Source organism: Niveispirillum sp. FG156, from assembly GCF_057809555.1.
The window spans coordinates 107,706-128,840 of sequence record NZ_JBMDKE010000012.1 but is presented as its reverse complement, the minus strand read 5'-3'; the positions used below and the strand labels follow the sequence as shown (position 1 = coordinate 128,840).

Annotated in this window: 19 protein-coding genes; 8 read left to right on the top strand and 11 right to left on the bottom strand. The window is 65.8% G+C overall.

What is annotated here, in order from left to right; genetic code table 11:
* Window positions 1-21: 21 nt before the first annotated feature.
* The 7 genes from ACODSP_RS09875 to ACODSP_RS09845 form a co-directional block, all read right to left on the bottom strand.
* Window positions 22-579 carry a hypothetical protein gene (locus ACODSP_RS09875; RefSeq protein WP_488965432.1) on the bottom strand — a complete coding sequence of 186 codons (558 nt, stop codon included), beginning with the start codon at window positions 577-579 and terminating at the stop codon, window positions 22-24.
* Window positions 579-2,474 carry a phage tail protein gene (locus ACODSP_RS09870; RefSeq protein WP_488965431.1) on the bottom strand — a complete coding sequence of 632 codons (1,896 nt, stop codon included), beginning with the start codon at window positions 2,472-2,474 and terminating at the stop codon, window positions 579-581. The genes ACODSP_RS09875 and ACODSP_RS09870 overlap by 1 nt, the downstream gene beginning before the upstream one ends.
* Entirely contained in the window at window positions 2,471-3,043 is a 573-nt protein-coding gene (locus ACODSP_RS09865; RefSeq protein ID WP_488965430.1) for a phage connector family protein, read from the bottom strand. Before ACODSP_RS09865 ends, ACODSP_RS09870 begins: the two co-directional genes overlap by 4 nt.
* A gap of 294 nt (window positions 3,044-3,337) precedes the next feature.
* On the bottom strand, window positions 3,338-3,607 hold the full coding sequence (locus tag ACODSP_RS09860) for a hypothetical protein (protein ID WP_488965429.1): 270 nt from the start codon (window positions 3,605-3,607) through the stop codon (window positions 3,338-3,340).
* A gap of 5 nt (window positions 3,608-3,612) precedes the next feature.
* Window positions 3,613-4,431 carry a phage capsid protein gene (locus ACODSP_RS09855; protein WP_488965428.1) on the bottom strand — a complete coding sequence of 273 codons (819 nt, stop codon included), beginning with the start codon at window positions 4,429-4,431 and terminating at the stop codon, window positions 3,613-3,615.
* Between the two features lie 327 nt (window positions 4,432-4,758).
* Window positions 4,759-6,141 (bottom strand): sensor histidine kinase, encoded by a 1,383-nt coding sequence (locus tag ACODSP_RS09850; protein ID WP_488965427.1) that lies wholly within the window; start codon window positions 6,139-6,141, stop codon window positions 4,759-4,761.
* A complete protein-coding gene (locus ACODSP_RS09845) occupies window positions 6,128-6,811 on the bottom strand; it encodes a winged helix-turn-helix domain-containing protein (RefSeq protein WP_488965426.1) in 684 nt (227 codons plus the stop codon). Before ACODSP_RS09845 ends, ACODSP_RS09850 begins: the two co-directional genes overlap by 14 nt.
* 585 nt (window positions 6,812-7,396) lie before the next feature.
* Here ACODSP_RS09845 and ACODSP_RS09840 point away from each other — a divergent pair.
* Window positions 7,397-8,869, top strand: coding sequence for a Do family serine endopeptidase (locus ACODSP_RS09840; protein ID WP_488965425.1), 1,473 nt, complete (start codon window positions 7,397-7,399; stop codon window positions 8,867-8,869).
* Between the two features lie 247 nt (window positions 8,870-9,116).
* Here the strand turns inward: ACODSP_RS09840 and ACODSP_RS09835 are convergent, their stop codons facing one another.
* From ACODSP_RS09835 to ACODSP_RS09825, 3 genes are all read right to left on the bottom strand, one after another.
* Window positions 9,117-12,257 (bottom strand): efflux RND transporter permease subunit, encoded by a 3,141-nt coding sequence (locus ACODSP_RS09835; protein WP_488965424.1) that lies wholly within the window; start codon window positions 12,255-12,257, stop codon window positions 9,117-9,119.
* A gap of 110 nt (window positions 12,258-12,367) precedes the next feature.
* Window positions 12,368-13,474 (bottom strand): efflux RND transporter periplasmic adaptor subunit, encoded by a 1,107-nt coding sequence (locus tag ACODSP_RS09830; protein WP_488965423.1) that lies wholly within the window; start codon window positions 13,472-13,474, stop codon window positions 12,368-12,370.
* Between the two features lie 450 nt (window positions 13,475-13,924).
* The gene (locus ACODSP_RS09825; protein WP_488965422.1) at window positions 13,925-14,227 is read right to left on the bottom strand and encodes a hypothetical protein; all 303 of its coding nucleotides are present in this window, start codon (window positions 14,225-14,227) and stop codon (window positions 13,925-13,927) included.
* A gap of 215 nt (window positions 14,228-14,442) precedes the next feature.
* On the opposite strand from ACODSP_RS09825, the gene ACODSP_RS09820 reads away from it, so the two are divergent.
* Window positions 14,443-15,309, top strand: coding sequence for a CAP domain-containing protein (locus ACODSP_RS09820; protein ID WP_488965421.1), 867 nt, complete (start codon window positions 14,443-14,445; stop codon window positions 15,307-15,309).
* 53 nt (window positions 15,310-15,362) lie between these two features.
* Here ACODSP_RS09820 and ACODSP_RS09815 read toward each other — a convergent pair whose 3' ends face one another.
* On the bottom strand, window positions 15,363-15,551 hold the full coding sequence (locus tag ACODSP_RS09815) for a zinc-finger domain-containing protein (protein WP_488965420.1): 189 nt from the start codon (window positions 15,549-15,551) through the stop codon (window positions 15,363-15,365).
* Between the two features lie 209 nt (window positions 15,552-15,760).
* On the opposite strand from ACODSP_RS09815, the gene ACODSP_RS09810 reads away from it, so the two are divergent.
* The 6 genes from ACODSP_RS09810 (at window position 15,761) to ACODSP_RS09785 (ending at window position 21,131) form a co-directional block, all read left to right on the top strand.
* Window positions 15,761-16,747, top strand: a complete 987-nt coding sequence (locus tag ACODSP_RS09810) for an ABC transporter ATP-binding protein (RefSeq protein WP_488965419.1) — start codon at window positions 15,761-15,763, stop codon at window positions 16,745-16,747.
* Window positions 16,748-16,758: 11 nt separating this feature from the next.
* Complete coding sequence (locus ACODSP_RS09805; protein ID WP_488965418.1) at window positions 16,759-17,598, top strand: ChbG/HpnK family deacetylase; 840 nt, start codon at window positions 16,759-16,761, stop codon at window positions 17,596-17,598.
* 135 nt (window positions 17,599-17,733) lie between these two features.
* A complete protein-coding gene (locus ACODSP_RS09800; protein ID WP_488965417.1) occupies window positions 17,734-18,264 on the top strand; it encodes a hypothetical protein in 531 nt (176 codons plus the stop codon).
* A gap of 5 nt (window positions 18,265-18,269) precedes the next feature.
* The gene (locus ACODSP_RS09795; RefSeq protein WP_488965416.1) at window positions 18,270-18,791 is read left to right on the top strand and encodes a hypothetical protein; all 522 of its coding nucleotides are present in this window, start codon (window positions 18,270-18,272) and stop codon (window positions 18,789-18,791) included.
* A gap of 59 nt (window positions 18,792-18,850) precedes the next feature.
* Window positions 18,851-20,314 (top strand): coniferyl aldehyde dehydrogenase, encoded by a 1,464-nt coding sequence (locus ACODSP_RS09790; protein WP_488965415.1) that lies wholly within the window; start codon window positions 18,851-18,853, stop codon window positions 20,312-20,314.
* A 40-nt stretch (window positions 20,315-20,354) separates the two neighbouring features.
* Window positions 20,355-21,131, top strand: coding sequence for an N-formylglutamate amidohydrolase (locus ACODSP_RS09785; RefSeq protein WP_488965414.1), 777 nt, complete (start codon window positions 20,355-20,357; stop codon window positions 21,129-21,131).
* Window positions 21,132-21,135: the final 4 nt, after the last annotated feature.

Sequence of the window (21,135 nt, the reverse complement as noted above, 5' to 3'; positions counted from 1 at the left end):
ATGCGACATCCGTCCGGCTGGTCACAAACCCCGCGCCAGACGTTCCAGGCGCTGGCGTTCCTGCTGGCGCGTCAGGTCCAGGAGGTTGCGGCGCCTCAACGCCGTTTCCTCATCCGCCAGGTCGGCCCGTTTCAGGGTTTCCAGGCGGGCGGCATCGTCGCGTGCCTCGGCGGCGGCACGGTCGCGGCCCAGGATCAGGGCCTCGCCAGAGCCATCGGCGCTGCTGATGCCCTGCGCCCCCAGGGCGGCGCGCAGGCTGCCCGTTTCCTGGCGCAGGTCGCGGCGACGGCGGCGGTCGCTGATCTCGCTTTCGGCCTGGATACGTTCGGCGGTGCGGGCGTTGCGCTGTTGCAGATCGTCCAGGTCCGCCGCCTGCCGGGCGGCCAGATCGGCATTGTCGGCAGCCTCCTCCGCTTCCAGCACGCGGCGTTCGCTTTTTCGGCGCTTGGATTTGGTGATGCCCAGCAGGTCCTTGGCCGTGTTGGTGGTGCCGACCAGCCTGTCCGCCGAACTGATCAGGCTGTTGCCGACGCCGGAATGGCCCAGAACCATCAGGGCCGGGGTGGTGATGCCGCCCATTATTCATTCACCTTCAGCTCATGGGTTACGGACAGGAGGGTGAAGGGCAGCGGCCTTTCCTCCACGATGCGCCAGGGGGGACCGGCGCGGCTGGTCTGCCAGCCGGTGGCCGTCAGGCGCCGGTCGCCGGTAAAGCCGGGGGCCGGTTCCATGGCCAGCGCGGGGCCGGCGGCGCGCCGTAACGGCACCTCCACCGGCCCCCGCCCCAGGTCGGCGCGCAGCGCGGGCGTATCCTTCAATCGGAAGGTCACCGCCAGCAGGCGCGCACGCCGTCCCTGTCCTTCCGCCGCCAGCAGATTGGGCGGCATGGGTTCAATCTCATGGGTGAAGGCCAGCCCCGCCTGCACCTGTGTGGCTGGGCGGGGCAGGCGGATATGGCCCGCCGCAACAGGGGCCACGGCCATGACGGCGCCATCGGCCAGCACCGCCACATCCCGGCCATCCAGATGGTCCAGCCCGGCCCAGCGGGCGGTGGCGCTGTCCACCGATCCGGAAAGGCCGGCATCGACATGCATTGCGTCGTCCCAGACCTCCACCGCCACGCGGCCATCGCGGTCCACCAGCCAGTAGAGATGGCGGCCCACCAGGGCCGTGGACAGGATGCGGCCGCCCGTGACCAGCCGCACCCAGGCCCGGATCTGTTCATTGCGGTAGAGGGTCAGGACGGCCAGGGTCCCGTCCGATTGCACCGCCAGCAGCAGCCGGCGGCGGCGGTCATATTCCATATCGACCGTGCCGGGCAGGATGGGCCGCGTAGTCAGGGTCAGGTCGGCGGCGGAATAGGATTGTTCCAGATCGGTCCACAGGAAATCGCGGATCGACCCGTCGCCCGCCGCGAACAGGGTCCCGCCCTCGATCTCCTGCGGCGGGATGGCGCGGTCGGACGGGCTGCCGATGCGGGTCTGCCGGTCCAGGCGGATGGCGGACGGGGTCAGGGGTACGCCCGTCACGGCCCATTCCCCGCCCGTGGTGAAGACCTGCAAATGCCGCCCGGAATAGACGGCGCGGATGGGGTTCACCTCATCCGATAGGATGGCGAATTCAATGGCGCTGTCATCCTCCCCCTCGCCCAGGTCGAAATTGAACAGATCGCCCGATTTCGACAGCCAGAGGCGGTTGGGCAGGTCGCGCGACCCGCCAATGACCAGCCGGTCCTGATGGAACGCAACAGACAGCGGCCAGCCGCGCTGCGGGCTGAACGCAGCCTCGTCCCAATCGGCGGTGGGGTTGGTGTGGGGCAGGCTGTCGGCCAGGTCGATCTCCGCCTCAATCGCTGACCGCACCGCCGCGATTCGCCCCGGCTTGCGGTGGATGCGCCAGGGCGCCCCCTCATGCGCCGGCATGAAGACGGGGGCCGAGGCACGCAGCCGCACCCGGCCCGTCAGACCCGACGGGGTCAGGGTGATGGCGGCATCGGCAAAGCGGAAGAAGGGGATGTGGGGCCGCCCCTCCTCGTCGGCAAACACCCAGGGCTCCACCGTCCATTGGCCGGGGCCGCGCCGGCTGATGCGGCGCGGCTCCACATCAGGATGACAGACCAGCAGCACATCCCCGCTCTGTGCCCAGGTCAGGTTGGCCAGCTGCGCCAGGGTCCAGGGGGCGGGCAATGTGGCCTGCAGGGCATCATCGCCAAACACCGACACCTGACGGTCGGTCAGGACCAGCAGGTGCGTCTGCTCACTGCTGAAGGTAAAGGGGATCAGACGGCCCGGCCCCGGCACGATCGCGATGAAGCCCGTGCCGGGCCGGCGCGTGATGCCGCCCGTCGGTTCGATCAAAACGTTGGTCAGGGTCAGCGCCCCGTTTTCAAAGGCGGCAAGATCGCCCCTTCCCAGCAGGTCGGGGCTGACGCAGCCGCCGGTGAAGCTGGTCTTCACACTTTTAAGACGGGTCATGACAGGCGGGCCTCAATCAGGGTGAAATCGCTGAACCCGTCCTGGCTGTCCTGCGAGGCATCGGTCAGGCGGGCGCGACGGAACTCGGCCTCGGCCTGCTTCTGTAAGACCTCGGCCCGCGCGGTATTCTCGGTCAGCGGCACACAGAATTCCGCCGCCAGCCGGGCGATCAGGGCCGCATCGAAGAAGGCGGGAAACCCGCCCTCTGCGACACGGGCCACATAGGTCAAGGTCACTGCATCGGCATCGGCCAGCAGGTCCTTGCCCTGGATACGGTAGGAAAGACCCCGCCCCCGCCCGCCGCATCCCAGGGACAAGGCCCGCAGGAAATCATCTGGCAGGGCGAAAGCATGGACAAAATCGGCGGGCGGCGGATCGGCCCGGCGGACCAGCGGCACCTGCCTTGTGGCAAAGCTCCAGCCATGGGAAGCCAGCAGGGCGTCACGGGTGGGCGCATACAGGGCGGCGGCCAGTTCCGCTTCGGCGGTGCCGTCCTGAAACGACGTGACCGGGTTCGCCCCGATCTTCAACAATGCACGGGCACACAGCCCGACAGCGGAATAGGCCATGGGGGACTCCGGTTGCCTCCCCCTATGTCAATCCATCCAGGCATTTCCAATGATCGGCGTACAAAAGCTCCTGCCCCGCCCCCTCTTCGTCATTCCCGCGAAAGCGGGAACCCAGCGTCGAGCGGCGATAGCCGCGATATGACTCATATCGGCGCTGACCGCGCCTCACGCTGGGTCCCCGCTTTCGCGGGGATGACGGTAGAGAGGGGGCAAGAAGGTTGCCAAGCATCCGAAATGTCGGTTGCCATGACGTGGGGGAAAAGAGAAAAGGCAGGAAGCGAGCGGGCCGACGGATCAATCCGTATCCGCCGCCCCCACAATCGTCAGGTCGGCGGTGTCGACCACGCCGCCGCTATTGGCATTGACCAGCAGGATGCCGGTGACAGGCGTGGTGCCCAGGCCGGTATTGGCCAGGACCATGTCGCCCAGGCGCATCATGTGGCTGGCCGGGTTGAAATAACCGGCGACGCGCACTGCCGTGTGGGCATCGGGCGTGGCGTAATGCCAAAGCGTGAAGCCATTGGCATAGGCAAGGACCGACAGGTCGCGGGGCTGAAAGGCCATGGCGATTACTCCTTGCAGCGCAGGGTGACGACGCCGGTAGCGTCGATCAGGGCGGCCCCCTGCGACATCATGTTGTTGACGAAATGGGCGGCACGGTCGCCGTGCCAGGTGATGTCGCTGGTCACATCGGCCCCGCTGGCATGGCCCAGTGCGGTCTTGTGATACCAGTGGCAGAGGCGGACATTGCCGGACCCCAGCGTCAGGCCCGAATGCGGCATCCACAGCGTGCCCAGCCAGCGCTTGGCCTGGGTCCCGCGCCAGGGCAGCTCGCCATCGCCGACATAGTCGGAATTGGCGAACTCCTCGATGCCCAGCAGCTGGCTCCACTGTTTCCAGCCGACCACGGCGTAACGCTGGCCATCATCGGGCACATCGGCACCGCCCAGCATTTCGAAGGCTGCCAGGACCTTGTCCTTGGTCAGGCCGTCGGTATCGCCGCCGGCATAGCGGGCACCGGTATCCAGGCGACCGATGATCAGCTCATCCGTCTTGCGGCCCAGCGCATAGGCGCCGGCATTGGCAATGACGCTGCGTTCATCAATGTTGGTCTTCAGCTCATCCAGCTTGTCGACCCAATCGCCGGCGTAATAATCGGCCAGGCTGCATTCGACGGTGCCATGGTCCAGGTTCATCACCGGGACATTGCCATGGCGCGACTTGGTGCTGGCCACACCCTTGCCAACCTTCTGAAAGACGGTGCTGGCGCCCTTCACATTGTTCTTGGAGCGCACGGTGGCGCGCAGCTTCGAGCCTAAGCGCTGATAGGCCTCATGCACTTCGCGTTCGTACTGCTTCACGAACGATTTCTCGATGTCGGTGGACATCCTAGGACCTCATTCCTGTCATGATGGCAGCCGTCGCGGTTGCCGGATCAGGGTCCGGCCGCATGTCGGGCAGCGATGGGGGGAGGCCAGAAAGACACGGGTCCCGCGCCGGCCCTTGCGTAACAAGGGTTACCGGCAACAGAGCCCGTGTTCAGGCCATGGGAGGGGGACGATGCGCAAGGCCTGCACCCGGCAGATCAGCCGGGATGGAGTTCGGGCCTTGGTGGAACGAGTTATAGGACCAAAATCCACAATCCGTCAATATAAATTCCTCATGAATACTAGTGCATTATTATTTATTGAAGCGATATATGCTGCGTTCGTCTTTCAGGCCGGAAAGCGCAGTTCCACCTTCAGGCCCGGTGTAGCGGTATCGTCGCGCGCATCGGACAGGGCCAGGGCTGCATCATGCAGGCGGGCAACAGCGGCGACCAGCGACAGGCCCAGACCATGGCCCGGCGTGCCGCGATGCGCCTCCAGCCGGACAAACCGTTCCAGGACCTTTTCACGCTGATCGGCGGGAATGCCCGGCCCCTGATCAGCCACCGACAGGAAAGGCCGTCCGGCATCGGCCCCGGCGGAGACCGTGACATGCCCCTGTTCGGGGCTGTATTTGACCGCATTCTCAATCAGGTTGCTGATCAGCTGCGCCAGCAATTGCCGGCTGCCGCTGACCATCACCGGTTCCGACGCCGCCACATCCATGGACAGGCCCCGTTCCTCGGCCAGCGGGGTGTAAAGCTCCGCGACCTCCGCCGCCAATGCGGCCAGATCGACCGGTTCGAAATCCGTCCGCGCCCGGCCTGTTTCCGCCGCCGCGATGGTCAGGATGGCGTTGAACACGCCCAGCAGCCGGTCAATCTCGGCAATCGCCTGTTCCAGGGTGGTGAACTGCGCATCCGACAGGGTTTCATCGCGCTGCGCCAGTTCCAGCCGGGCGCGCAGGCGCGACAGGGGCGTGCGCAGATCATGGGCGACATTGTCGGTGACCTGCCGCATACCCAGCATCAGGCGCCCGATCTCATCCAGCATGCGGTTCAGCTTGGTGACCAGCCGGTCGATCTCATCCCCCGATCCCGTCACCTGCATACGGTCGGCAAAGGACCCGGCGGTGATGCGGTCGATGGTGCGGTTGATGCTCTCGATACGTTCGGCCACGCGCCGGCTCATATAGATGGCGCCCGCCATGCCCACCGCGAAGGCCAGCGACACGGCCCAGATCAGGCCCGTCAGCAGCTGCCCACGCAGCAGGTAGCGGTCGGTCATGTCATGCCCGACCAGCAGCCAGCCGATCCCCTCGATCGGCAGAATGACGGCCACGGCCTGGCGCTTGCGGCCCGGATCCTTGCGCGATTTGATGTCAAACTCCACCCAGCCGGCACCGGGATCGCCCGACGGCCAGCTGGCCAGATTGCCGGCGATGATGTCGCGGGCCGGCGTGGTCAGGGCATAGATCATGTCCGTGCGCCCGTCCGACGCACGTTCGGAGATGACCCGCAGCAGGCCGATGCGCCCGCGTTCATTCAGGACATTGCTCAGCTCCTCCACCTCCCGCAGCACGGTTTCTTCCGTGTGGCGGTTGATGAAGCCGGCGGTGAACCAATAGACGACGCCCAGCACCACCATCACCGACAAGGTGAACAGGCCCAGATGGAAGGCCGCCAGCCGGAAGCTGGTGGTGCGCAGGAAATTGAGGTTAAACCGGCTCACGGATGACATAGCCCGCCCCGCGTACCGTATGGATCAGGGCCACCGGATGATCCTTGTCGATCTTCTGGCGCAGGCGGGCGATATGCACGTCGATGACATTGGTCTGCGGATCGAAATGATAATCCCAGACATTTTCCAGCAGCATGGTGCGGGTCACGACATTGCCGGCATTGCGGATCAGATATTCCAGCAGCTGGAATTCACGCGGCAGTAGATCGACCGGCTTTCCGGCCCGCTTCACGGTCCGGGCCAGCAGGTCCATCTCCAGATCGGCGATCTGCAACCGGGTCACCGGTGCCGATCCGCCGCCCCTGGCCCGGCGCTGCATCACCTCCAGCCGGGCCAGCAGTTCGGCAAAGGCAAAGGGCTTGGTCAGGTAGTCATCGGCCCCGGCGCGCAGGCCCTTCACCCGGTCATCAACGCTTCCCAGCGCCGACAGCACCAGGGCCGGCGTGTCATTGCCGGTGGCGCGCAGCACCTCCAGCAGCGACAACCCGTCCCGGCCCGGTAGCATCCGGTCCACGATCAGCCCATCATAGGGTTCGGATGCCGCCAGAAACAGGCCGTCGCGGCCATTATCGGCATGATCGACCACATGGCCGGCCTCTTTCAGGCCCTTGACCAGGTAATCGGCGGTGGCGCGGTCGTCTTCGATGACAAGGATCTTCATGATGCACGCATCCTAAACCCGGACAGGTTCGCTTGGGAACTCGCCAAACAACGCTACCGATAAAGCACAGGCAGCGGCGTCGCCGCTGCAGGCCGGCGACCGCCGGCCCGCCGCACGTGCGGCGTAAGCCAAGCCGCCGGATGGCGGCGCCCGGCGCTTGAGGGAACAACAAAAAGATATGGCCGGGCGGTGGGGGCCGCCCGGCCACAGGGGACGAGAGAGACTACGATGTACTAACCGAGGGAGAGAGGGTGGCGGCGGGGACCGGAGAGTGGGGAAGCGGTCCCCGCCGACCTCTCATGATGGACCGGCGGGGCGGGGGGGTGTGGGGCTCGGTGCCCCGTCGATCCATGTCTGCACCCTAATCCAGGCCCGCTGACAGCCACCTTTCGGGAAGATGAACAAAGTTTCATCTGGCAGCGCTTGAAACCGGGGCGTGCCGGACCCACCGTCATCCGTCGGCATGGATGACAGATTTTTCATCCGCCTGTCAGTTGCCTGTGGGCGGGGCCCGGTCAAGCTGTGACCATCGAAAGCGCCGCCGCACCGAATGGCGGCCAAGGCAGAAGAAAGACAATGGAGACCATGATGTCGCTTGCCACCGCACGGAAATTCCGCCGCAACCTGGCCATGGCCCTGCTTGCCGGCACCGCCCTGCTGGCCCCGGCGACCATCCAGACCGCCACGGCGGCCCCTGCCGAAGTGCTGGCTAATGGCGGTGTCGCCGATCTGGTGGAGCGCGTGTCGCCCGCCGTCGTGACCATCACCGCCGCCCAGACGGCCCCGACCCGCACCGCCGCCCGCGATCTGCCGCCGGGGTTCGAGGAATTCCTGCGCCGCTTCGGCGTACCGGGCCTGCCGGGCCAGGGTGGCGGCGGCCAGGGCCGTGGCGCGCCGGTGGCCCGTGCGCTGGGTTCCGGCTTTGTGTTCGACGCGTCCGGCTATGTCGTCACCAACCGCCATGTCATTGCCGACGCCGATCAGGTGACCGTGGCCTTCAGCGACGGGACCGAGCGCGAGGCGGAGGTGATCGGCGAGGATGAACGCACCGATCTGGCCGTGCTGAAGGTCAAGACCGACAAGCCCCTGCCCGCCCTGAAATTCGCCGACAGCGACAAGGTGCGCGTGGGCGATGTGGCCGTGGCCGTGGGCAATCCGTTCGGCCTGGGCGGTACCGTCACCGCCGGCATCGTGTCGGCCCGGTCGCGTGATATCGGGTCCGGCCCGTATGACGACTATTTGCAGCTGGATGCCTCCATCAATTCCGGCAATTCCGGCGGCCCGACCTTCAACATGGCCGGTGACGTGATCGGCATCAACACCGCCATCTTCACGCCCAATGGCGGTTCCGTCGGTATCGGCTTTGCCATCCCCTCGAACCTGGCCAAGCCGGTGGTCGAGGCGCTGAAGCGTGATGGCAAGGTGGAGCGCGGCTGGCTGGGCGTCAACTTGCAGGGCGTGACCAAGGAGCTGGCCGATGGTCTGGGCCTGTCGAAGGAAGGCGGTGCCCTAATCGCCGCCGTGGAACCGAAAAGCCCGGCGGAGAAGGCAGGGTTGAAGGCGGGTGACGTCGTCCTGTCCGCCGGCGGCAAGCCCATCAAGGATACCCGTGATCTGGCCCGTCAGGTGGGCATGGTGAAGCCCGGCACCAAGCTGGACATGGCCCTGTGGCGTGACGGCAAGGAAAAGACCATCGCCGTCACCGTCGAACAGGCCCCCGGTCAGCCGCAGCAGCGTCTGGCCAAGGCCGAGGCGCAGAAGCAGGATGGCGAGGAAGTGGCCGGCCTGAAACTGTCCGGCCTGACCGACCAGTGGCGTCAGCGCCTGCGCCTGCCCGGCGATGCCGCCGGTGTCGTGGTGCTGGATGTGGGTGACGGGGTGGAGGGGCTGCGCCCCGGCGACCTGATCACCTCGGTCAATAACAGCGCCGTCACCAGCCCCGCCGATGTGGCGGCCCAGGTGAAGGCCGCCTCCAAGGCCGGGCGCAAGAACGCCCTGGTACAGGTCCGCCGTGGCGAGACGACGGCCTTCCTGACCATCCCGGTGGATCTGGGCTGATCGGGGATATTGGTGAAAGAAAAAGGGGAGCGGTTTTCCGCTCCCCTTTTTTTGTTGTCTGCGGGATCGGGCGTCGCTCCCTCACCCTCCCAAACGCTTGGGCGTTCGGGCCCCTCCCTCTCCCACCTTCGTGGGCGAGGGGCGGAATTTCTACCCTCGCCCACGAAGGTGGGTGAGGGAGGGGCCCGGCGGCGTCAGCCGACGGGAGGGTGAGGGCAATCCCGCTTCAATTACTTCCGCCGTCACCTCACTCCGCCGGCACCTGCGGCGGTGCATTGTGCAGGCGTTCTTCCTCTTCGATCTTGCGGCGGATGATGCCGATGGGCTGCACGCCCCTGGCGAACATGCTGTACAGCACGGGCGTGATGAACAAGGACAGGGCCGTGCCAACCGTCACGCCGCCCACGATGACCCAGCCGATGGCCATGCGGCTTTCGGCACCGGCCCCGTGCGCCAGGGCCAGGGGCAGCGCACCGAACACGGTCGCGATGGAGGTCATCAGGATGGGACGCAGGCGCAGGCGCGAGGCCTCCACCACCGCGTCCAGCAGCTCATGCCCTTCCTCGCGCAGCTGATTGGCGAACTCCACGATCATGATGGCGTTCTTGGCGATCAGGCCGATCAGCATGATCAGGCCGATCTGGGTATAGGTGTTCAGCGACATGCCCGTGATGGAGATGGCCAGGATGCCACCCAGACCAGCGGGCAGCACCGAACCCAGGATCATGGCCGGCAGGCGGAAATTCTCAAACTGTGCGGCCAGCACCAGGAAAGCCACCAGCATCGCCATGCCGAAGGCGAACCAGATGGCGCTGCTGGCTTCCAGCTGCAACCGCGCGGCCCCTTCGAAATTGATCCGCGCTTCGGCCGGCAGCACCTCGGCGGCGGCCGCGCGCACCTCGCGGATGGCGTCGCCCATCACCGCGCCTTCGGTCAGGTTGGCCGTGATGGTGATGGAACGCAGGCGGTTATAGCGGTTCAGCTCGGTGGCACCGGCCACGTCGCGCACTTGGATCAGGTTGGCCAGCGGGATCAGCTGCCCCGTAGTGTTGCCCGTCGTGGAGCGCACGAAGATGTTGGACAGGTCGCGCGGATTGGCGCGGTCCTGCGCCTCGGCCCGCAGCACCACGTCATATTCCTCACCCCGGTCCAGATAACGGGTCACCAGCTTTTCACCCAGCATGGTTTCCAGGGTGGTGCCGATGGTGGTGACGGGCACGCCCAGGTCGGCGGCGCGGTTGCGATCCACCGTCACATAAAGCTGCGGCTTGGTTTCGTCATAGTCAGCGGAGAAGCCGGTGAGGCCCGGATATTGCTGCAACCGTTCGATCAGGGCGTCACGCCATTCGGCCAGTTCCTCGAACGTATTGCCACCGATCACGACCTGCAGCTGGTTGGCCGATGCACCACCACCCAGACCCGAGGGCAGGATGGGCACGATGCGGGAACCGGGCATGGCCGACAGTTGCGGGCGCAACTCGTTCACCATCTGCGGCACGGTGCGGTCGCTGACGCGTTCGGACCAGGGCGGGGTGCGGAACACGACCATGGCGCGGTTCACGCCGGAACTGCCGCCAAAGCCGGGATTGACGATGGTCAGGATGCTGTCCACCTCGCCCGTCTTCAGATAGGGCTGCACCAGCCCTTCCACCCGCGCCACCTCCTGCATGGTGTAATCCATGCTGGCGCCTTCCGGCCCGGTGATGGAGATACGGGCCACGCCACGGTCTTCCACGGGCGCCAGCTCGCTGGGCAGGGTCCGGCCCAGCACCGCCGTCAGGACCAGGGCGCCGGCCATCAGGGCCATGACCAGCATGCGGGCCGACAGGGCCTGGCGCAGCAGGGCCATATAGCCACGGGTCACCATGTCCAGGAACGCCTCGGACAGGCGGAACAGGCCGCGCGCTTCCTGATGCCCGCGCAACAGCTTTGATGACAGCATGGGCGACAGGGTCAGCGCCACGATGCAGGAGAAGGCGATCGACGCCATCAGCGCGATGGCGAATTCCCGGAACAGGCGGCCCTGATCACCGGGCAGCATGGACAAGGGTGCGATCACGGCGATCAGCACGGCGGTGGTGGCGATCACGGCAAAGCCGATCTGCCGCGCCCCGCGATAGGCCGCCAGCAGCGGCGGCTCCCCCTCCTCAATCCGGCGGGAGATGTTTTCCACAACGATGATGGCATCATCCACGACCAGACCGACGGCCAGCACGAAGGCCAGCAGGGTCAGCACATTGATGGAGAAGCCCAGCGCCGCCATCACACCGAAGGCCGCGACCAGCGATACCGGAATGGCGATGACGGGGATCAGGGTGGCGCGGAAGGTGCGCAAGAACACCCAGACCACCAGCACCACCAGCCCGATGGCAACCGCGATGGCATGGAACACTTCATAGACCGACTGGCTGACGAAGGTGGCGTCGTCCTGACGGACCTCCAGCTTCATCCCTGGCGACAGGTTCTGACGGAATTCGCCCAGCAGCTTGCGCACGCCTTCGGACACTTCCATCGTGTTGGCGGTCGATTGGCGGATGATGCCCAGGCCGATGGCGCTGCCACCATTGATGCGGAAATCGCCACGGTCATCACGGGCCGCCACCTCCACCCGCGCGACATCGCCCAGGCGAATCCAGTTGGCCCCGTCCTGACGCACCAGGATGGAGGAGAATTGTTCAGGGCGGTTCAGGCGCGTGTCGGTCCGCACCGTGAATTCACGCTGGCTGCTTTCGATACGCCCGGCAGGCAGTTCGGCATTCTCACGCCGGATCGACGCTTCGATATCCTGCACCGTCACCCGGCGCGCCGCCATGGCGTTGCGGTCCAGCCAGACGCGCATGGCAAAATCACGCCGCCCGCCGATACGCACCGAGGCCACGCCCGGCACCGTGCCCAGCGCGTCCAGATAATAGCGGCGCACGAAATCGGTCAGTTCCAGCTGGTTCATGCGGTCGGACGACAGCGTGATCCACATGATCGGGTTGCTGTCGGCATCGACCTTGCTGATTTCCGGCAGTTCGGCTTCTTCGGGCAGGCTGTCGCTGATCCGGCCCACGCGGTCGCGCACATCATTGCTGGCGGCGTCGATATCGCGATCGATCTCGAATTCCACCGACACGGACGAGCTGCCTTCGCGGGAGCGGGAGCGGATGGTCTTCACGCCCTCAATGCCGTTGATGACACCTTCGATGCGTTCCGTGATCTCATTATCCACCACCTCGGCGCTGGCGCCGGGATAGGTGGTGCTGATCGACACGATGGGATAATCGATCTTCGGCAGCTCGCGCACCGGCAGCTTTTCATATCCCAGCACACCAAACACGACCAGCATGGCGCTGATCACGAAGGCGAGCACGGGACGCTGGATCGAAATGTCGGAGATCACCATGGTGAGGTTCCCAGGCGTGTCGCTGTCATGTCCATGTCGATGCCGCCCCGGCGGACCGGATGATCGGGGCGGCAGAGGGGCAACCGCGAACGGTCGCCGTCAATTCGCCGTCAGGGCGCGGGCCGTGCGGCGGATTGCGTGCTGGTGGCGGCAGGCGCACTGACGATTTCGGCCTGCACGGGCACGCCGTCACGCACCTTCTGCACGCCGCGCGTGATGACCAGTTCACCACCGGTCAGGCCATCCGCCACTTCCACCACGCCGCGCGACCGGGCGCCGATGGTGACCGGGCGGCGTTCCACCTTGCCCGAGGCCACCAGGAACACGAACTGCCGGTCACCAACCGGCACCAGGGATTCTTCCGGCACCAGCACGACATTGACGCGGTTATCCAGCGTCAACCGTACCGTCATGAACAGGCCGGGGCGCAGGCGCCCGTCCTGATTGTCGATCTGCGCCACGGCGGCGACGGTGCGGGTGACGGGGTCGATACGGGTATCGATGGCCGACACCTTGCCCAGGAAGGACTGGTCCGGATAAAGCGTGGTCTGTGCCGCGATTTCCATCCCGTCGCGCAGATAGCGCAGGGAGGATTCGGGCACGGTGAATTCCAGCTTCACGATGCGGGTGTCGTCCAGCGTGGTCACCGGGTCCGCCGGACGGACCAGGGCGCCGGGGCTAACCTGCCGCAGGCCGGTATAGCCGGTAAACGGTGCCCGGATGGTCAGGTCGGCCAGACGCGCCTGCACCGCCCGCACCTCTGCATCATTGCCGGCCAGTTGCAGCGCCAGTTCATCGACGCGGGCCTGAGCCACATTCTGCTTCACCAGCAATGCCCGCGCTCGGTCCAGCAACTGTGCGGCATTGCGGCGCCCGGCTTCGGCCACCGCCAGGTTGGCCCGCACCTCGCGGTCGTCCAGTTCGATCAGGACGGCACCGGCCTGGACCAGCTGACCTTCGGTGAAGTTGATGGACTTGACGAGACCGGCTGTCTTGGCCGTCACCGTCACCGCCTCATTCGCGCGCAATGTACCCACGGCGTCAAAGGTGACGGCGATGTCACCCCGCGTCACATGGGTGGCGACGACATTCACGGGGCGGGCGCCCGCCTGCTGCTGTGCGGTGGGTTTGGCGCCATCGCGCCCGGTCATGTACCAGACGCCGCCGCCAATGGCGACGATGGCAACAGCCGTGGCAATCTGAATTGGCAGGCGCATTTTCCTGTCCGATCTTGTCGGTGCTGCCGCAAAGGGTGCGGCGCTACCGGTCCATGTCATTGAAAAGCCATTCTATCCCACAGCGGAGACGGCAAGCTTCGTTAATTGTTTTTGTCAGGCATCCGCAGACGTCCGTAAAGACGACTTTCGGCGGCAAACCCCGGTCAGGATACCGACACCTTTCAACTAGATCGGAGAAGACGATCCTCCAACCCCCCAATTGTTACGCAATGGTAACCGACGGCGATAGGGGACAAATTTTTACATTTGAAGGAAAAGCCATGCAAAAACAGCGGGGAAGCTGCCTGTGAACGGTGAGGCCGGACCCTTTATCCGGGGTCGCGTGCCGGGTCAGATGCCGTCACAAACCAGACTTATCCACAAGCAGCGCCGACAAGGCAGGGGAGAGGGACAGATACCATCGCGCGAATGTCCCACCCGAATCGCGTATCAGGCAGCGCTGCTATTCTGGGAACGGCGGGACATGACCTCCGCCAGGAAGGCGCGGTCGACAGCCGGATAACGCGACGGCATTTCCCGTTCGATCCGGTCCATCAGATCCTCCGCCGCCATCCGCCCGTTATATTCGACATAGAGCAGATACCAAGCCGCGAAGGTGCGACCGGTGATGCGCGGGTCCTGATCATCGCGAAGTTCAGGCAGCACCCAATAGCCAAAACGCCCATCGGCCCGTTCACCGACGAACGGCAGCTTGGTCACCGGCAGACGGTGTGCTGCGGATTGATGGTTCATGTTGGGCTGTGCCGGTTTCGACATGATGCGATGGCGTTCGAATACGGGGGGATGCGGACGGGGTTGGACTTTGTTAAACTGTCGTTTACAAGTAATTGGCAAGAAACGACAATTAACTACTATATACGGTAGGAATCGGGATGCAATGCCTGTTCAGGTTAGGGGATGATCGCCCGGTTGTCACATGTGCGGATGGTTATGTCCGAACGGATGGGGTGACGCGGCGTGCCCTTCTGATGGGCGTATCTGCCCTGTTTTTGGCCCCGGTGGCCCGCGCCACCGTTGCTGATCCGGCAACCCTGACCAAGGCCAACGCCCTGCCCATGGCAGAGATGGCGGCCTATCTTGATCGGTTCCAGGATTTCCAGCGGGAATCCGGCGCCCCCATCACAGGCGACCCGTTGTTCCTGGCGGAAATGGCGGCGGCGCGGGCCACGGGTGCCATCCGTCTGGCGGAAGGCGCCTCCTTCCTGCGTGATGATGCGGATTTGAGCTGGATTGCGCGCCATTATGCCGCACAGCTGGCGGCGGGCGCCCCCTTCGCGCATGAGGATGCGGGCGGACGCCATCCGGGTGACCGCATCGCCCTACTGCACCGGCGGATGGTGGGGGTGAATGCCGAAAACCTGTTCACCAACAGCATCTTCGACCCCGACCGGGCAGAGGCGGCGGGACGGCTGGCCGTGGATAATCTGATGCAATCGCCGGGACACCGGTCCAACATCCTGGACCCGCGCTGGACCCATGCCGGATGCGGTGCGGCGGCAGGACGGGAAGGGTTCTTCCTGGTGCAGCTGTTCGCCGAACACGCCGCCCTGCTGATGGCGGCGATGCCCGTGCGCCTGTCCCCCGGTACGCCCCTTCCCGCCGGCTGTCAGCAGGCCGCGGAGGGGACCTTCAGCGGCCTGGCGCTGGTGCCCATGGACCGTGAGGTGGCGGCGGAAGATTTCATGCGGCCAGGATCAGCCACGGCACCGGCCCGCACGGGACCGCACCGCAGCTTCTTCGCCCGCACACAGGAAATGACGGCCCGGACGGCGAAATTCACCATCCATCCGGGGCCGATGCTGCTGGTCAGCTGAGAACCAAACGGGCCGCCGGACGGCGGCGCCCGGCGCTTGAGGGAGCGTGTAAGTTAATGCCCGTGGCCGCCGCCGGCGGCCTTGCCGGCTTCGGTCTGCACATAATGGCGACCGCAATAGGGGCAATCGACATTGCCCTTGGGCGACAGGGCCAGATAGACCAGCGGATGGCCCAGCGCACCGCCGCCGCCATCGCAGCCGACGGTGTCTTCGTCGATATAGATGGTCTCGGCCGGCTGCATGTCTGTCGTTCCTTGAAGCTTACTGTTCGGGTCCCGATATCCGGGGTGCGGCGCATCATACTCCGGCGCGCGGTTTGCGCAAGAGAGCCGGCCCCGCCCCTGTCCGGCCCCTGCCCTTCGGCAAATTGACCGGCGGCGGCGGTGGGTGTACGCCAGACCCATGTCCCGCGACGAAACAATGTCGCACACCCATCGGGAACCCATCCCCCATGCCTGACAGCCTGAACCGCCCCGCCGATACCGCCGCCAACGGCCATGCCCCCGCCGCCGCGGTGGAGATCAAGGATCTGCGCAAGACCTATCGCGGCACGCCCAAATCCCCGCCCAAGGAGGCGCTGAAGGGTATTTCGCTGACCATTCCGCGCGGGTCGATCTATGGCCTGCTGGGTCCCAATGGAGCGGGCAAAAGCACGACGATCAACATCCTGGCCGGTCTGGTGAACAAGACCAGCGGCAAGGCCAGCATCTGGGGCATCGATATCGATGAGCAGCCCCGGTCGGCCCGCGCCGCCATCGGCGTGGTGCCGCAGGAACTGAACCTGGACCCGTTCTTCACCCCGCGTGAGATCCTGGACCTGCAGGCCGGCCTGTACGGCGTGCCCAAGTCGGAACGCCAGACCGAGGCGCTGCTGGAAGCCGTGGGCCTGAAGGACAAGGCCAATGCCTATGCCCGCACCCTGTCGGGCGGCATGCGCCGCCGTCTGATGGTGGCCAAGGCCATGGTGCATGCCCCGCCGGTCCTGGTTCTGGACGAACCGACCGCTGGCGTGGACGTGGAACTGCGGCAAAGCCTGTGGGCGCATGTGCGCGAACTGAACAAGGCCGGCACCACCATCGTCCTGACCACCCATTATCTGGAAGAGGCGCAGGAGCTGTGTGACACGATCGCCATCGTGAATCATGGTCAGGTCGTGGCCTGCGAATCGACGGAAAAGCTGCTGGGCCGTATCGACAGCAAGGAAATGGTGGTCACGCTGGATGCCGACCTGACGGAAGTGCCAGAGGCCTTCCGTGGTTTCGACGCCAAGCTGGACGGTCCCCGCCGTCTGGCCATCCATTACAAGCCCAGCCAGACCCGCGTCGCCGATCTGCTGGGCGCCATGGCGGCGGCGGGTCTGGCCGTGAAAGACCTGTCCATGGTCGAAAGCGACCTGGAGGATGTGTTCCTGGAAATGACCCGCGCACCCGCCGCCTGAGGGTCCTTTTCATGCAGCCCCGCGCCATCCGCGTCATTGCCGATGATTACGCCCTTTCGCCGGGCGTTTCGGAGGGCATCCTGACGCTGGCGCGGGCCGGGCGCCTGTCGGGGACCGGTGCCATGGTGCCGGGTCCGCGCTGGCGCGAGGATGCCAGACGCCTGCTGGACATGCCCGCCGGGTTCCAGACGGGTGTGCATCTGACCCTGACGGGCGGCCTGTCGCCCCTGGGGCCGATGCCGGCGCTTTGCCCCGATGGGCGGTTCCCGACATTGGGCCGGTGGCTGGCCATGGCCCATGTCGGGCTGCTGTCGTCGGGGCCGGCGCAGCGGGACCTGTCGGCAGAGATCGCGCGGCAGCTGGATGCGTTCGAAGGGGCGATGGGCCGGGCCCCGCATTTCGTGGACGGGCATCAGCATCTGCATCTTCTGCCCGGCATCCGGCCCCTGCTGCTGGATGCCATCGCCCGCCGCTATCCGCCCGGTTCGGTCTGGCTGCGCGATTGTGCGGAACCGGCGGGACGCATTGTCCGGCGCGGCGTGACGAGGGCCAAGGCCCTGTTCATCGCGCTGCTGTCGCGGGGTCTGGCCCGGCAGGCCGCATCCCGTGCCATTCCCACCAATGCCGGCTTCAGCGGCATTTACGGGTTCGACGGCGACTTTCCTGCCTTGATGGAGCGTTTCCTTTTCGAATTGCCGGCAGGGGCCCTGGTGATGGTTCACCCTGCCCTGCCCGACCGGGAACTGGCAGCCCTGGACCCGGTCGTGGCCGCGCGGCAGGCGGAAATGGCCTATCTTTCGGGGCCGGAATGGCCGGCAGCGCTGTCACAGGCCGGACTGCGGCTTGGATAGCGCTACCTTATAGCTTTCGTATAGGTTCCGGCCCGCGACAAGCCCAAAGAGCGATGATATACTAAGAACGATTCCCAGATGTCGCGGCACCTGGGATTCGCTGCTGGACGGCAACGCAGGATTGCCACATTGGAAATGAATACGGTTCTTTTCGTGATCGGCATCCTGGCCGCCATCGGCGCGGTCAGCATCGCGCTTGTGCGTCAGGTTCTCTATTACTCCCGCCGCGCCCATATCACCCGCGTGACGGAGCAGAACCGCGAATTGCATCGCAAGCAGGAAGAACTGACCAAGGCCTATCGCGACGGGCAAGAAGCCGTGCGTCAGGCGGAGGTGGAGCGCAAGGCCGCCGCCACGCAGCTGGTCGATGCCCAGCGCCGCCTGAAGATCGCCAAGGAAGATAATTACGTCATCATCCACGAGGTAAATGAGCAGACGGGTTCGCGCCGGTTGTTCGTGGTGGCCATGACGCTGGGCAGCAGCCTGACGCTGGGTCAGAACATCGTGAAGGACTGCAAGTTCCGCAACGTGAAGCATTTCATCGAAATCTGGGCCGACAATGCCGACGATGCCAACCGCATCGCCCGGACCAACTTCCCGCCCGACAATGGCTTCATCCTGTCCAAGGCCGTGCCGGCCAATCCGGCCGCCATCGCGGCGGAGTAAGGCCCATGTTGATCCAGGTTGGTGTCATCCTCGTCGTTCTGGTCTCCATTGCCTATGCCGCGGCGGTGATGCGCCGCATCGAATCCGATGTCGTGCAGTATCAGCGCGACCTTCGCGCCGTGGAGGAGGACCAGCACAAGCTGGAAGTGGCGTGCAACACGCTACGCGGCCTGTGCAATCAGGTGGGCGAGGAGATGGCGAAGCTGCGCGCCGACATCACGGAAGTGTCGGACGCCCGCGCCCAGTTGGAGGCGGAGATCAACGCCCTTTCGGAGGCAACGAAGCAGCGGCTCTATATGTTCGACCGGGCCACCATCGGCCATGGCAAATTGTGGGAAGTGCTGATCACCAATGCCGGCGGCAGCGAAAGCACCATGGCAGGCGATCAGGCCGTGGAATGGGCCAATGGCCGCACCTATATTGTACCAGGAACGACCGATCGCGATGCCAAGTTCCGGGCGGAACCGAAGTTCCTGCCCTCGATGGGGTATCGGATCATGAAGGTTGAACGGTTCCGGCGCGCCTGACGTCAATCCTTATCCTTGGGAGATGACGCCACCCCACGCCGGACGGGGAGGGAGGCGTCATGGCCGATGCGGTCATCGAGTTCCCGACAGGGCAGGTGCGCCAGCGTCTATCGGGCGCCGCCGACAAGCGCCTGCACACCGCCTTTGCCCAGTTGCGCGCCGGCTGGCGCCGCGATGCCGGCCTGTCGCCCGAACGGCGTGAAGAGGCGCTGGACCATCTGGGCCGCGCCTTGGTGAAATATCAGGCGGCCCTGGTCGAGGCCGTGTCACAGGATTTCGGCAGCCGGTCCCCGCATGAGACACGGCTTGCCGATATCCATGCCAGCCTGTCGGCCATCCGGTTCGCACAGCGGCATTTCCATCGCTGGATGCGGCCCCGCCGTGTGGGCGTGGCCCTGCCCTTTCTGCCGGGCCGCGCACGGATACAGCCGGTGCCCCTTGGCGTGGTGGGGATCATCAGCCCCTGGAACTATCCCATCCAACTGGCCCTGGTGCCGCTGGCCGCCGCCATTGCCGCCGGCAACCGCGTGCTGCTGAAGCCGTCGGAACGCACCCCGCGCACCAGCAGCCTGCTGGAACGGCTGCTGGCGGAAGTGTTCGACCCGTCGGAGGTGGCGGTGGTGACGGGGGATGTGGATATGGCGCAGGCCGTCAGCCACCTGCCCCTGGACCATCTGCTGTTCACCGGGTCCACCGGCGCGGGGCGGCAGGTGATGCGCGCGGCGTCCGATGCGCTTGTCCCTGTCACCCTGGAGCTGGGCGGCAAGTCGCCCGCCATCATCGGCCCCGGCTATGATCTGGAACAGGCGGCGGGGCGCATCGCCGTCGGCAAGCTGCTGAATGCCGGCCAGACCTGTATCGCACCCGATTACGTGCTGGTGCCGCGCGGGCGGGAACTGGAGTTTGTGGCGTATTTTGAGCGCGCGGTGACGCGGCTTTATCCCAGGCTGGGCGATAACCCCGACTACACATCCATCATCAACGACGCCCAGTATGAGCGGCTGCTGGGCCTGATCGACGATGCCAGACGGCGCGGCGCCCATGCGCGCTTCATCAATCCGGCGGGCGAGGCGCTGGAACCGGCGCGGCGCAAGCTAGCCCCCACCCTGCTGTGGCAGGTGCCCGAAGAGGCCGATATCATGCGGCAGGAGATTTTCGGACCCGTCCTGCCCATCCTGCCCTATACGGCGCTGGAGGAGACGGTGGGCATCGTGAACAGCCGGCCCCGCCCCCTGGCGCTCTACCTGTTCAGCCATCGCACGCTGGATGTGGATTTCGTGCTGGCCCGCACACGGGCCGGCGGCGTGACGCTGAACGATACCTTGCTGCACGCGGCCCAGGATGCGCTGCCCTTTGGCGGCATCGGGGAAAGCGGCATGGGCGCCTATCATGGGGAGGCCGGGTTTCGGACCTTCAGCCATGAACAGCCCGTTTTCAAGGCCAGCCGGTTCAGCGCCGCCCGCCTGATCCGCCCGCCCTATGGCGACCGGATCGACCGTATCCTGCGCTGGCTGATCCGGTGACCGCTTTCACCGGAACCGGGATTGCGATAATCAGGAAGGCATGGATATCGCCTCCCCCACCCTGTTGACCGCCGCCGATCCGGCGCCCGTCCGCATCCTGAACCCGACCGCATCCAGCCCCCTGCTGCTGGTCTGCGACCATGCCGGCAAGGCCGTGCCGGCGGCCCTGCATGGGCTGGGCGTGCATGATGTGGAACTGGACCGGCATATCGGCTGGGATATCGGGGCGGCGGCAGTGACGGAGGGGCTGGTCCGGCGTCTGGACGCGCGGGCCGTGCTGTCGGTCTATTCCCGGCTGGTCGTGGATTGCAACCGCTGGCCGGACAGCCCGACCCTGATGCCCGCCATCAGCGACGGCACGCCGGTCCCCGCCAACCAGGATCTGTCCGACACGGCGCGGACCCTGCGCATAGAAGCCCTGTACCAGCCCTATCACGACGCCATCACGGCGGAACGCGCGCGCATCCAGGCACAGGGGCAGGTACCCGTCCTGATTTCCATCCACAGCTTCACGCCGCAGATGAACGGGTTCCAGCGGCCCTGGCAGGTGGGCGTGCTGTGGAACCGCGACGGGCGGCTGGCCCTGCCCATGCTGGCGGCCTTGCGGGCCGAGGGCGACCTGACCGTCGGCGACAACGAACCCTACAGCGCGCGCACCGGCACCGATTTCACCATCATCCATCACGGGGAAGCGGTGAACCTGCACGTGCTGATGCTGGAAATCCGTCAGGACCTGATTGCTGATGCAGCGGGCGCCGATGCCTGGGCAGCGCGGCTGGCCCGGCTGCTGCCGGACATCATCGCGGGGCTGACTTAATTTC